Origin of the sequence: Paenibacillus sp. FSL K6-1217, assembly GCF_045040735.1 — a bacterium.
Lineage (GTDB): Bacteria > Bacillota > Bacilli > Paenibacillales > Paenibacillaceae > Paenibacillus_AQ.
Window position 1 is genome coordinate 640,265 of the sequence record NZ_CP150271.1, and the last position, 13,292, is coordinate 653,556.

Annotated in this window: 9 protein-coding genes; 1 reads left to right on the plus strand and 8 read right to left on the minus strand. The window is 55.6% G+C overall.

Translation table 11 applies throughout. The features are described 5' to 3' along the window. Positions 1–113 precede the first annotated feature (113 nt). The 5 genes from MHH28_RS02555 to MHH28_RS02575 form a co-directional block, all read right to left on the minus strand. Positions 114–1,685: a response regulator gene (locus MHH28_RS02555; protein WP_405111357.1), complete on the minus strand. Its 1,572-nt coding sequence runs from the start codon at positions 1,683–1,685 to the stop codon at positions 114–116. Between the two features lie 2 nt (positions 1,686–1,687). Then, entirely contained in the window at positions 1,688–3,526 is a 1,839-nt protein-coding gene (locus tag MHH28_RS02560) for a sensor histidine kinase (RefSeq protein ID WP_405111360.1), read from the minus strand. A gap of 153 nt (positions 3,527–3,679) precedes the next feature. Beyond that, complete coding sequence (locus MHH28_RS02565; protein ID WP_405111363.1) at positions 3,680–5,350, minus strand: extracellular solute-binding protein; 1,671 nt, start codon at positions 5,348–5,350, stop codon at positions 3,680–3,682. A 45-nt stretch (positions 5,351–5,395) separates the two neighbouring features. Next, positions 5,396–6,280, minus strand: a complete 885-nt coding sequence (locus tag MHH28_RS02570) for a carbohydrate ABC transporter permease (protein ID WP_340941603.1) — start codon at positions 6,278–6,280, stop codon at positions 5,396–5,398. Positions 6,281–6,313: 33 nt separating this feature from the next. Beyond that, positions 6,314–7,210: an ABC transporter permease gene (locus MHH28_RS02575; protein WP_405111367.1), complete on the minus strand. Its 897-nt coding sequence runs from the start codon at positions 7,208–7,210 to the stop codon at positions 6,314–6,316. Between the two features lie 172 nt (positions 7,211–7,382). On the opposite strand from MHH28_RS02575, the gene MHH28_RS02580 reads away from it, so the two are divergent. Continuing rightward, positions 7,383–8,126 carry a family 16 glycosylhydrolase gene (locus MHH28_RS02580; RefSeq protein WP_405111370.1) on the plus strand — a complete coding sequence of 248 codons (744 nt, stop codon included), beginning with the start codon at positions 7,383–7,385 and terminating at the stop codon, positions 8,124–8,126. 14 nt (positions 8,127–8,140) lie between these two features. On the opposite strand, the gene MHH28_RS02585 is transcribed toward MHH28_RS02580, so the two are convergent. The 3 genes from MHH28_RS02585 to MHH28_RS02595 all read right to left on the minus strand — a co-directional run bounded on the left by MHH28_RS02585 (position 8,141) and on the right by MHH28_RS02595 (position 13,163). After that, a complete protein-coding gene (locus MHH28_RS02585) occupies positions 8,141–9,115 on the minus strand; it encodes a phosphotransferase (protein WP_405111373.1) in 975 nt (324 codons plus the stop codon). 69 nt (positions 9,116–9,184) lie between these two features. Beyond that, positions 9,185–9,730: a MerR family transcriptional regulator gene (locus MHH28_RS02590; protein ID WP_405111376.1), complete on the minus strand. Its 546-nt coding sequence runs from the start codon at positions 9,728–9,730 to the stop codon at positions 9,185–9,187. Positions 9,731–10,049: 319 nt separating this feature from the next. Continuing rightward, entirely contained in the window at positions 10,050–13,163 is a 3,114-nt protein-coding gene (locus tag MHH28_RS02595) for a glycoside hydrolase family 2 TIM barrel-domain containing protein (RefSeq protein ID WP_405111379.1), read from the minus strand. Positions 13,164–13,292 lie beyond the last annotated feature (129 nt).

Sequence of the window (13,292 nt, forward strand, 5' to 3'; positions counted from 1 at the left end):
TGCGGAAAACAGCATACAATGGGCTCGCTCAAGGCGCGTGGGCCAAATGTATGCGGAAAACAGCATACAATGGGCTCGCTCAAGGCGCATGGGCCCAATGGGGTTCAGCTTTTTCACAGCACAGTGTCCCGGTAATCCTCTTCACTTGCCGGCTGCCGGCGGATCAGCAGGCGGTATTCGGTGGGCTGCATATCCATGGCATCGCGGAAGGCGCGGGTGAAGCTTTTGTAGCTCTCGTAGCCGACCATGGCGGCAATGTCGATGATCTTGTGGTCGGTCTCGGCCAAGAGCCGCCGTGCTTTGTCGAGTCGCACATCACGCAGATATTCGGCGAAGCCCTTGCCGATATTCTTCTTGAACTGGTTGGAGAAGTAGGCGTAGTTCAGCGAGACATGATTGGATACCATCGCAAGATCCAGCGGCTTATGGTAATTCTCGTGGATGAAGCGGATGGCTTCATTCAGGTCCTGCGAGCTGCGGTAGCTGCACTTGTATTCATAGTAGAACTGGTCCAGCCGCAGGAGCTGCTGCTGCAGGGCCTGAATATATTCGCGGATGCCGGGATAGTCGAACAGATTGCGCAGGCACTCCAGATCGAGCGCGTCTTCACCCAGATAAGGACGGATGACACGCTCATAGTCCTCCATCATCCGGACTACGGCGCGGCATAGCTGCTGGGTGTACCGGATGTGATAGCGCTGAAGCACATCTTTATGGAAGAGGCAGGAGATTCCTTGGGTAATTCTGCCGCTATTGCTGGTGCCGGTTAACTGGAAGAGGGCATACAGCTCCTCATAAGGAAGCTCCCAGTGCTGCTCCAGCCGCGCTATGTGCTGAGGAAGCAGGCAGCGCGTATCCGGGAAAAGAAAGCTGTGGCGGTAGAGCTCAAGCACCTGTGTATAACTGCCTGGTAAGGCGCTTAATCCCTGGTGCGGCTGGGTCATTACCGTGACGGCCCCAATCTGCTCTGCGCTGAGCGCAGCAGGGAGGGCCCCTGGATCTATGGCGGCATCCACAGCCAGGATCAGGTGGGGGCGGTGCTGGAGAGTGATGCAGCCTTGCCCGCCGTACACACGGTAGGCCACAGCTTCGATGCTGTGACTGCTGCTGGCCCCCGGCTGGTTAATCCAGCGTTCCTCGCGCAGATGGCAGAGGCGGTAGCTGCGCCACAGCCCCGGGTTCTGCTGCTCAGTCTCTGTAATCCATGCCTGATCGCCTGCCGCACCCTGCATATACATGCGCAGCTCCTTGCGGTCCGTCTCCCGGGCCAGCCGGGAGAGCTGCTCCAGATTGCTGGAGAGCGACCTTCGCGTCTCGATCTCCTGCCAGACATGCTCCACCGAGGCTTGCAGGTCCTCGCGCTTCACGGGCTTGAGCAAATAACCTTTGGCTCCCAGCGTGATCGCCTGCTGGGCATAGGCGAAATCGCTGTAGCCGCTAATAATCAGGTAATCGACCTTCAGGCGTTCCTGCCCGGTCTGCGCCATGAGCGCAAGGCCGTCCATATCCGGCATGCGGATATCGGTAATGACGAGCTGGATGCTGTGCCGGCGGAGAAGCGCCAGCGCTTCGATTCCGTTAGCGGCACTGTAGATATGGTCCGGCTGACAGGGGAACTCATGCAGCATCGCCTGCAGTCCGTCACGGATATGCTTTTGATCGTCTACCACCAGAATATTGATCATGCCTACCAACCTCCCAGATTCTCATTTTCCCAGGGCAGTCTTAGGGTTACACAGGTATATTCCCCTTGAACGCTGTCAATCCACAGCCCGCAATCCTTGCCGTAATGAAGCTGCAGGCGCTTATGTACATTGTCCAGCCCCAGCCCGCTGCTGTTGCTGATAATCGGTGTGTCAGAGTCGCCCCGGAGCACAGACTGTAGACTGTCCAGCATCTGCGGATCTACCCCGGCGCCGTCATCGCGGATTTCGATCAGCAGCAGGCTGTTATGCTCTACCCGCACCGAAAGGGTGATGTGGACACTGTCGCCTGAAGGGGCCGCATGGTGTACGGCGTTCTCGACGATGGGCTGCATGCACATCTTCGGGATGCGGTAGCGCTGGACCTCCGGGGGAAGATCGGCCGACAGCTCAGTGCTCCCGCCTTCCATGAAGTTGATGAACCGGATATAGCTGCGGATGTTGGCCAGCTCTTCGCTGAGCGCCACCGTATCGCTGCGCCACTGCATGCTGTAACGCAGCAGTGACCCCAGTGAGACCAGGGCGCCTGCGATGGCAGGCTGCCGCTCTACCTCTGCACGCATTCTAATCGATTCCAGCGCATTGTACAGAAAATGGGAGTTGATCTGGGCGTGGAGAGAGTGGAGCTGTGCGTTCTTGGCAATAAGCTGCTTATCGACCACCTGTGTCATCAGCTGCCGGATTTCGTCCAGCATGCTATTGTAGCTGACGGCGACATAATCAATCTCGTCACCGGTTTCATTCGCGCGAAGCCCGGTATCAATCTTCGCATCCAGCTGGCCTCTGCGTACCTTGCGCATTGAACCCAGCACCTTCTCCAGCCGGCGGAACATAAGCCGTGTCATTCTCGACACCAGCAGCAGCATGAGCAAGAGCACGGAGGAGGTGATGGCAATGACCAGCAGATACCCGTCGCGCGGGCCTTTCATCAGTGCCTGACGGGAAGCGATGTCTACCACATAGGCGTTCAGGGGAGCGATATAACGGTACAGCGCATAGTAAGTCTGATCCCCGGAATCAACCTTGATGGGAGTGTTCTGTTCCAGCGCATTAAGTTGCCCATGGGTGCGGCTAAGGATGTCGTCCAGCTGCTCCCCGGCCTTCTGCGGGAACTCATGCCCCGGGAGGTAGACATTACGGGAGGCATCCGCGCCGTCCATAATCACTGTGAAGAAATCCCGCCCGCTGTCCTCCAGCAGATCGCTGAACAAGACGCTATGCCGGGCACGGATCTCCATTATGGTAGGCAGCCTCTGCTGCTGGCCCTGAAGCCGCACCAGCCTGTAGTAAGACAAGGTATCTGCGCCATCCTTAAGGGAGAACAGCCGGAAGGCGGCGCCGCCTTCATCGCGGAGGGTGATCCAGTAATCCTGCGGCCAGAATTTACTGTAATGATAGATTTCCGGCCAGATCTCATAGACATCGGGGTTATCGACATAGAAGCTCAGGCTGTCGATCATTTCATGGCTCTGAATGATATTATGCATCTGTTCATATTGATTCTGCTTGAACTTCACGAGCCGCAGACCGTCCCCGCGCATGCCCGAGTGGATGAAATCCACGAAGGACTTCTGGGTCAGAGCCGTTGAGGAAGCGTTCTCAAGAATGTCGAGCCGGCTCCGTATCCGTTCGTTCAGCCGGGCGACATGATTGCTGCCTTCCGCCATGGCTTCCTTGTAGAGCTGGCCCTCCTGGCTGCGGATGAACAGGGAAGACACCACAATGGCCGGGATGGCAATCATCAGGCTGAAGGCCAGGAACAGCTTTTGCGAGATGGGGGCATTGCGGTATAGCCTTCTTAACGTTGTCAGCAGCCTCTTCATCGGTAACCCCTCCCATCCCAGTAATATAGCATAGATTATAAATGGGCTGGTAGGGAATATGGCATTGCAGCGCCAAGCCGCATTCCTTCTAAGCAGGAAATACCGGCAGCCCTCACGGCCGCCGGTACAGAGTAGTTTACAGGCGGATTATTCCTATTCCGCCATTTTGGCCTTGCGGGCGTCCAGCTCGGTCTGGCGGTACTCCATAACCTTAGCGAAGCCGTAGCTGTCGCGGCGGGATAGGAAGCTCTCGAAGATTTTGTCAAAAGCAGCCTCATCCTTGGCCGTAATCAGCTCCGGGAGTACCTCTTCCCAGTTCTGTGAGATCCGTGACCAGGCTACGGCCACATCGGAATCGCCGAGCGGGTCCAGTCCTTTGTAGATACCGCTGTCAATATCGGCCTGCGCATTCGCGAAGTCTTCCATTTGCTTAATGACCGGTGCCTTCTCCGGTCTCCACTGGTTGACGATGACCGGATTACGCATCATCCAGTAGGTGTCGAGAATGCCGTACTCCTTCTCCAGCTTCTCGATATTGCTGCCCAGCATGTCTGCGAATTCGGCCTTAAGCTGCGGCTTGCCGTCCACCGAATCCCAGGTATCGCCTTCCTTGCCGAGGAACAGGTCGCGTTGTCCTTCCTCACTGGCGAGGTAGGACAGGAAGCGGATCGCCCGCTCCGGGTTCTCCGTAGACTTGCTGATCATAGTCACCATCCAGCCGTCCATGTTGCCGGGGAACAGCTTGGCGTTCTCGCGCTTGCTATTCTGCGGTCCGTCAACCGCGATGTAGTAGGAATCAGGGTTAGCCCCGGCAGCGAGCATCGGATTGACCGCTGACATGCCGGTCCATTCGCGGATCATCATGAAGTAGCGGGCGTTGTTCGTTTTCTCTTCCACCTGGGTATCGGAATCGACCAGGAAGTCGACGTTGATCAGTCCGCGCTCATAGGCGGTGCGGAAGGTTTGGAGCCAGGTGACATACTCGGGATCGGTAATGCGGTCATAGACACTGCCGTCCTTCTCGTGCGGAACCGCCAGCAGATTCTGGAGATATTCCGTCATCCCGTAAGGCACATTCCCTTGGGCGAAAAAGGGACTGATCGGCTGACCCTTATACTCCGGGTATTTATCCTTGAGCAGTTGCAGCGCACCCAGGAAGCCCTCTGGAGTACTTAGATCCGGTCTGCCCATCTCCTCGTACAGGTCCTTACGGACCAGGAAGGTCTGGTTGGCCGCCGTCATGCCGGTCTCATGCATCAGGTTAGGGCTGTAGGAGTCATTCGGCACCCCGTAGGTGTTGCCGTTCTCCTGCCGGTACCACTTCAGCGTGCCGTCACCGGCAACCTTGAAGAAGTACGGATCATACTTGTCGGCGAGTTCATTGAGCGCATAGACATGATCGCCTTCCCACAGCTTCTGGACCGCAGTCTCCCAGGAGCCCATCGAGATGAGGTCCGGCAGCTTGCCGGAGGTCATCATCAGCGTAACCTGCTCATTCGCTTCCCCGGAGGGAACCTCCAGCTTAATATTAACGCCTGTCTTCTCTGTGACATATTTGGAGGCGAGACTATCGCCCCAGGTGTGGGCATACCAGTTCGCGCCGACGAACCAGGTCAGATCCACCGGGCTGGTATCGAGCTTCCAGGCGGGCTCCTCCGCATTCAGCTTGGCCTCAGCCTGCGGTGCTGGTGTTGCTTCAGCCTGCGGCGCAGCCGTTGGCGCATTCTCCTTCTTGGCGGAATTGCTGCTGCAAGCGGCCAGGCTTAAGCTCAGGATTACGGCCAGAATGACGGCCAGGACAGGGCGTACAGGTTTGCTTTTCACGGCAAAATCATCCTTTCGGGTTAGGTATGGTTAGACTCACTGGGGTTATCCCTTAATCGCGCCGATCATCACGCCCTTGACCAGATAACGCTGAATGAAGGGGTAGAAGATCAGGATCGGCAGCGTAGCCACCATCATGGAGGCGAATTTGATCGAGTTGCCGGGCAGCCGGGCACCGAATTGGGCCATCGCCTGCTGCTGCATGAAGGACATGGAATTCTCGGCGATGATTTTGTACAGCATCGTCTGTAGAGGCAGCAGCTCCTGGGAATGGATGTAGATGACACCCTGGTAATAATCATTCCAGTGATAGACGGCGGAGAACAGCGCAATGGTCGCAATAACCGCCATGCTATTGGGCAGGACAATCCGGAACAATACGCCATAATCCGAAGCACCGTCTACCTTGGCGGACTCCTCCAGACTGTCGGGAATCGTGCGGAAGAAGCTCATGAAGATGACCATATTAAAGAAAGTATACATGGACGGGATGATGAACACCCAGAAGCTATCATACAGGCCCAGCTTCGTCATGAGGATGAAGGAGGGGATAAGCCCGCCTGAGAATAGCATGGTGATCAGAGAGATTTTGAGATAGAGCTTGCGGCCGATCAGGTTCGTCTTGCTGATTCCGTAAGCGATAATTGCGGTGAACAGCACGTGCACCACCGTTCCGATAACCGTCCGCATCGTGGTGATGTAGAATCCGTTCATCAAGGTCTTATCGTTAAAAGCCACACTGTAGCTGGCCAGCGACAGCTCTGAGGGAAACCAGTTGACGGTTCCGAGTGAAGCCTGCTCCGGTGAATTCAGCGAGTTGACGAGCACGAACCACATCGGGTACAGCGTCAGGAAGCAGACGGCCAGCATCAGCAGCGTATTGCCGATCTCGAAAGCGCCAATCCGCCGGAATCTTCCGCGTCTTGCCATGAATCGGTTGTCTCCTTTCCAGGTGGAGTTGAGTTAAAAAATACTGTCCCCGGTTAACTTCTTGGACGTCTGATTGGCTAACAGCAGCAGCCCCAGCGCTACAATCGAGCGGGCGAACAGAACGGCGGTGGAGAAGGAGTGGCGCCCGGAGACCAGCCCCATGTTATAGATATAGAGGTCCAGGCTCTCCGCCATCTTCATGTTCATATTGTTCTTCAGCATGAAGATCTGCTCGAAGTTGCTGCCGAGAATGCCGCTGACGGCGAGGATGAAGAGAATCGCAATCGTGGGGCGGATGCTCTGTACCGTGATATGCCACATCCGCTGCCAGCGGTTCGCGCCGTCCAGCTCTGCGGCTTCATACAGCCCCGGATCAATGCCAGCTATGGCTGCTATGTAGATGATGGCGCTCCAGCCGGTCTCCTTCAGCGTGTCGGTGAAGAAGGTAATCCACCAGAAGTACTTCGGCTCGCTATTGAACAGAATCTCCCGGTCCTGAAGCCCCAGCGCCATCATCAGCTGGTTCATGACGCCGCCCTCGCCCAGCCAGTTGAGTGCAATGCCGCCGAAGATGGTCCAGGCGATGAAATGGGGCAGATAGGAGATCGTCTGCACCGTGCGCTTGAACCGCAGGCTGCGGATTTCATTCAGCAGCAGGGCGAACAGAATAGGGATGGGAAAGCCAAGGAAGAGCTTGATGCTGCTCATCCCGAGGGTGTTGCGGATCGAGCGCCAAAACCGGTCATCCGTCAGGAAATCCCGGAAATGCTTCAGCCCGACAAACGGAGATTCCAGCATGGGCCGCGCAATACTGAAATCCATAAAGGCTATGATCAGCCAGAGCATAGGGATGTAACAGAAGATAAACATCCAGAGAATGCCCGGGATCACCATGCTCTGCAGCTGCCACTGTCTTAGAAGCGCTTTCATTTGTCCCGTTCGGGTGTGGAACATGTACTGTGCCCCCTTCCTTCTTCATCGTATGAAAAAGGCCGGCCGAAAAAAAGGCCATGATTATTGGCCCTATCCCAATTTTTTGGATTCCGCCCACAGGGGCCGGAAATTCATTATGCTATGGTTAATTGAAGGGAGTGTGCCACAGATGAACAAGCTTGTATGGGAACAGGATTTCACAAGTGAAGCGGCGGATTTGAAGCTCTGGAATATCCGCCTCGGCAATGACCTGCTGGACAATGACGGGAATGCGGTCTACCCGGGCTGGGGGAATGGAGAGCAGCAATTCTATACGGGGCGGCCGGGGAATCTGTCGATTGGCGGGGAGGGGCTGGAGCTCTGCGCGCGCCGCGAGGTGACCGGGCAGGAGGAGCGCAGCTTCGCGTATACTTCGGCACGGATCGATACGAGGGATCATTTCGCTTACTGCTACGGCAGGCTGGTGGTACGTGCCAGGCTGCCGGTAGGCCAGGGCATCTGGCCTGCCATCTGGCTGCTCCCGCAGGATCAGGCGTATGGTCCCTGGCCTGCTTCCGGCGAGATTGATATCCTGGAGGCGAAGGGACGCCTGCCCAGGCACATTGCAGGAACGCTGCATTATGGAGCGGATTTTACGCAGAAGGTCGTCGAAGAGTTCACCCATGAGCTGGAGCACGGAACGATTAACGAATTCCGGGAATATACGCTGGAATGGGCGGAGAGCTACATGAAATGGCTGGTGGACGGGCACTGCTTCGCCGAGCGGCGGCTTGCGCCGGGGATGCCGTTCGACCAGCCCTTTTATCTGCTGCTTAATCTTGCCGTTGGCGGCTGGTATGATCCGGTGGAGGTGGATGAAGCTGCGCTTCCTGCGGTTATGACCATCGCAAGCATCCGGCTGTACCAGAGCTGAGGCTTAGGGCTTGCTCAGATACCGGCGACAAATTCATTCAAGCGGTCCCAGTTGGCCGCGACCCACTGATTCTCCTGACGGAAGCGGACGAGCGGAGGGAATTCATCCTCCTGAGGCACAGCAATCCATTCGGCTTCCTTCCACCATGTTAATTTAAGCGACCGGATCAATGTAGTTACAGGCAAGGGCGTATATTCGCGGTAGCCCGTCACAAAAGCCCTTACCCGGTCCAGCCTGAGCCCGTCTTCAGTCAAAGTGCAGGAGAGGATCGGCCGGGCTACATCGAATTCCGGGTAGACGAAATGCAGCCTGTCGAAGTCAAGGATTGCCGACACCTGATCTGCGCGGAACAGCATATTATCCACGAACAAATCCCGGTGGCCCCAGCCCCGTTCGCAGTCTGCGAAGATGGAAGTGTCCATCCGGTCAATAATTCTCCGCTGAAGTTCAAGCGCCGCAAGGGTATCTTCACTCTGCCGGGCAGCGGCCTGAAGATAGCGGTTCTCCCAGTTCCTCAGCATGGATGCCTGGCTGCGTACCTCCCAGTTCAGCGGCAAGGAAGCAGGCTGCGCATTCAGCAGCCAGTGCATCTGGCCGACCACTCTGCCGAGAGCGTACATCTGCTGCTCCGTTGCCGAGCCGGGGGCAATGCTGTGCCCGTCACACAGGGCCATCAGCACGTACCGTTCCTGTGAAGGCGTCCTCAATACATAGTGCCCCTGGTGTGAAAATAGCTTCGGAACAGGAAGGCCTTGCAGATAGAGATGATCCTGATGGCTGAGGGAGACCTCCAGTCCGCGGGTGAGGGATTCAGGGTAACGGATCTTGCTGTATTGCTTGACGAACAGACGGCCGTGATCACTGTCCAGTCTCCATTTCAGATTCAGGAAGCCCTGGTCAATCTGCACCGCTTCGGTGACATGCACCCCGAATAGTTCTGTCATAGAGTCCAGGATCTCATCCCGGATTCTTGCGGCTGACTCTGACATACGATATCTCCTCACCGGGGTAATATAGGAGCTGAGTTAGAAGAGACGGCAGTGCAGCGTACTATAGGGTTATAGGAATGAGAAAAAAGAGCGCAATAGACCACGTTTCCTTGGCGGAGACATCAGCCTGCCAGAGGCAACCGGATAAAGCTCTTCATGCGGGGATAGGGATGGACTGCCGGGCTTCTGCATTGTTTCCAGAGATGCGGATAATTGCTTAATCATTACTCGCATATCCTCAAGCTCTGCACGCTGCTGGAGCAGCTGTACCGAAACGATCTCGCTCGCTTTTTGATCCAGTGCGTGTTCAATATACTCGATCCGGGACCATATTTTATTCATAGGGTCACCATCTGTATTTAGGCTTGGATTCTCATGCAGCGGGCCCCTTGGCAGCTTGCCGTTCGTGAGATCCGGATCTATGCCTTCCAGTGCTTCCCCCTGATTAATACGGTCTTTAATATGATTGAGCTGGCTGATTTGCTGCTCCGAGAAGGTATAATGTCCAAGACGGTCCTTTGGAAAGAAATCGGGGAACATGGCCGCCCAGCGTTTGATCGTAGTCTGGCTAACGGACAGCAGCTCCGCAGCTTCCTTTGTTTTCAGAATTTCCATTCTAATCCCTCCAGTGTAGTAGTCTTCTATGAGTAATTCGTTATTCTTGGACGGCTCCCTGCACAGGTGACAAAGGAAGTGCTCATTCGCCAAGCAAAGTGTTATTACGACTATTCTTGCTCTTTAGAGAGCAGTGTACATACAGAAGAGTATAATTGTATCCTGGGGAGTGGTCCTGCCACGCTTCTTTCTTCATGGACCAGAATTATAGTAGGAATACAAAAAAAGCCTTCCATAACCCCTTCCGGGAAATTATGAAAAGCTGTCTTCAGCTCGTTACAGACATTGTGCTGAGCTGCCTTAAGGGAGAAGGCAGGGGTTATAGCAGGGAGAGCTTGAACTTGAACGTATACGGACGGTTGGCAGGCAGCGTGAACTGCTCATGCGTTGGCGCACCCCAGCTGTCGTCGCCGCCGACACCCATTTGCTTGTAATTGACACGCAGCACGGTTTTGTCAGAGGCTAGAAGCTTGTAGCCGTGGTCGCTGGCTTCAAGCTCAGCCGGAGACCAAGGTAGCGCATTAACTTCAAGCGGCAGCGCGCCTTCTACGGATAATCCGTGTCCTTCGTGTCCTGCGGTAACGGAAGCAAACCGGACATCCGTCTTGTTGCCGCATTCCTGAGGGCGGAGGTAATCCGTGAACTGCTCACTGACCTTGCCTGTGTAGAGTCCCAGCGGAGCTCCGGTCTGGCGGTCCCAATAGTTCTCATGCGGCCCGCGGCCATACCAGGAGATCGTGTCCAGACTGCTGTCCAGTTCGAAGACCATTCCGAATTCCGGGATCTCCGGCAGGCTGCTGCTGCCCGGGTTCAGCTCCTGGACAATCTCGACAGAACCATCTGTGCGAATCTCGTAATGCACACGCAGAGTGGACTGCGGCTGCGCACCCAGCAGATAGTCGGCGGTCACGAAGCCGAGATTGCCTTCCACGCGGCAGCTGAACCGGGCCAGCTGACGCTCATAGGAGGCTTCCTTCCAGACGGCGCAACGCTCGGGATGCTTGTTGCCGAGATCGTTGTCGGTTACGGCCCGCCAGAAGTTAGGTCTGGCCGGTGTCAGCAGATACTCCTTCCCGGAGGACTTCAGAGAAGTAAGCGCGCCGGTTGCAGTCTCGAAGGAGAGCGCAAAGCCTTTGCCTTCGAAGGTCAGGAAGCCATCCTGCTCGTTGACCTGTAGCGTATTGCCTGAGCTATCCGGGTTGCCGGATGGAATGTACGGGGTTAACACGAACTGTTCCCAGGCAATTTCATGCGCGGCCTCAGACCAGGCGGTTGCGTTCTCTTGAACAAATGACACCGTTAGCACTGCTTCCTTGTCCGATTCAAGCAGCGCTGAATCCAGCGGAACCGTGAAGCTGGCTGCTTCGCCAGGCGCTGCGGAGAGCGGCAATTGTCCTTCCTGGGCCGCCCTGCCGTTCAGGGCCAGCGTCCATCTCAGCTGATAGTCTGCCAGATCCGTGAACAGGAAGTTGTTGCGGGCCTCGAAGCTTCCGCTCTTCAGATCCAGTGCGGTGATGATAATATTCTGATAGCATTTCTTCACCTCATAGAGCTTAGGAGTAACGCTGCGGTCCGCGAACAGCAGCCCGTTGCCGCTGAAGTTGCCGTCATGCGGCTGCTCCCCGAAATCTCCGCCGTAGGCCAGATAAGATACCCCTTCTGGAGTCGATGTGCGGATCGCCTGATCCACCCAGTCCCAGATGAATCCGCCCTGAATGCTGTCATATTTGTCGAACAGCTCGGTGTACAGATGCAGGCCGCCGCAGGAGTTGCCCATGGCATGGCTGTATTCGCACAGAATGTACGGCTTCTTAGGGCTGCTGAGCGCGTACTGCACCACCTCATCCGGCTTGATGTACATGGTCGATTCAATATCGCTGGCCGCATCCGAAGGTCTGTAATGATAAGTGCCTTCGTAATGCACCGGACGGGTTGGATCTGCTTCCTTCAAGTGGTCGTACATGGCCAGGAAGTTATCGCCGCCGAAGGATTCGTTGCCAAGCGACCAGATGATCACCGAAGGATGGTTCTTGTCCCGCTGCATCATAGAGTTACAGCGGTCAATGACGTTCGCGCGCCACTCCGGGCGGCTGCCGGGAACGTTGCCCTCATGCAGTTCCTTCTGTCCGTATTGCCAGGAGCCGTGTGTCTCCAGGTTCGTCTCGTCGATCACATAGAGACCGTATTCATCGCACAGCTCGTACCATACGGATTGGTTTGGATAGTGCGAGGTCCGCACAGCATTAATATTATGCAGCTTCATCAGCTTGATATCGGTGATCATGTCCTCCTTGGAGAGCGCACGGCCGGTATCACAGGAGAATTCATGGCGGTTCGTCCCCTTGAATACGATCCGTTTGCCGTTGATCTTCATCAGGCCGTCTTGGATCTCGAAGGTGCGGAAGCCCGTCTTGCAGCTAAGCGCTTCCAGCAGCTGTCCCTGATCGTCTTTCACAGAAATCAGCAGGGTATAGAGGTTAGGCTTCTCCGCGCTCCATTTCTGCGGATTCTTCACGGCTGCGGACAGCTTAAGTTGCTGAGTTCCATCCTGTTCAAAAGCAAATCCGGCTGACACCGGCGCTGCCAATACAGGCTGCTGCTTGCTGTCATAGAGCTGTAGCTCTACAGAATGTGCGGAAGTGACCCGGTTATAATAGTTCTCCAGAGTCAGGTCGACCTGCAGCTCCGCATCGGTGAAGCTCTTGTCCAGCCCGGTGCGGACGAAGAAGTCGGCTACCCGTACTGGAGGCGCAGTGTAGAGATAGACATCGCGGAAAATTCCGCTCAGACGCCAGAAGTCCTGATCTTCCAGCCAGCTCGCATCACACCAGCGGTAGACTTCAACGGCCAGCTTGTTCTCGCCGGGAATCAGGTAGGCGGTGATATCGAATTCTGACGGTGTGAAGGTATCCTCAGAGTATCCGGCCAGTTCGCCGTTCACCCATACATAGAAGGCGGATTCCACGCCCTGGAAGCTGAGGAATACCGGCTGTCCGTCCCAATCCTGCGGAACGCTGAACGAACGGATATAGGAGCCTACCGGATTGTATACCGTCGGAGCGAAGGGAGGCTTCAGATCCGGCTCGGATACTTCCCAAGGATAGCGTACGTTGGTGTACTGGGGATAATCATATCCCTGGAACTGCCAGTGGGAAGGGACGGTGATATCTGCCCAATCCGCCGAATCATATCCGGCCTTGTAAAAATCCTTGATCCGCGCATCCGGCGTTTCGGCAAAAGCGAATTTCCACGTTCCGTTCAGCGTCTGGTAACGGGAAGAGGCTTCTTTATTCCCTTGCAGGGCATCGGCCGCTGCCGGGAAAGACATCATGGAGGCATGTGCATCTATACGGTTCAATTGAAAAAGCTCAGGGTTATTGTTCCATTCGGGATATCCGTTGGCAGGCTGCTGGTATGAGAGTTTGTTGCGCAAGTTAACATCTCCTTATATTGTTATATTCATATTATAGGATGGGAAATGTTCTGGGTATATATAATGATTTTGTTCAGATATAATAGAATATGAAACTAAGGGGTGCCGAATGGCATCGGAAGGGAGGCT

Excerpts from the sequence above, each read along its gene's own strand:
- MHH28_RS02555 (WP_405111357.1), bottom strand. The coding sequence starts at position 1,685 with ATGATCAATATTCTGGTGGTAGACGATCAAAAGCATATCCGTGACGGA.
- MHH28_RS02560 (WP_405111360.1), bottom strand. The coding sequence starts at position 3,526 with ATGAAGAGGCTGCTGACAACGTTAAGAAGGCTATACCGCAATGCCCCC.
- MHH28_RS02570 (WP_340941603.1), bottom strand. The coding sequence starts at position 6,280 with ATGGCAAGACGCGGAAGATTCCGGCGGATTGGCGCTTTCGAGATCGGC.
- MHH28_RS02575 (WP_405111367.1), bottom strand. The coding sequence starts at position 7,210 with ATGAAAGCGCTTCTAAGACAGTGGCAGCTGCAGAGCATGGTGATCCCG.
- MHH28_RS02580 (WP_405111370.1), top strand. The coding sequence starts at position 7,383 with ATGAACAAGCTTGTATGGGAACAGGATTTCACAAGTGAAGCGGCGGAT.
- MHH28_RS02585 (WP_405111373.1), bottom strand. The coding sequence starts at position 9,115 with ATGTCAGAGTCAGCCGCAAGAATCCGGGATGAGATCCTGGACTCTATG.
- MHH28_RS02590 (WP_405111376.1), bottom strand. The coding sequence starts at position 9,730 with ATGGAAATTCTGAAAACAAAGGAAGCTGCGGAGCTGCTGTCCGTTAGC.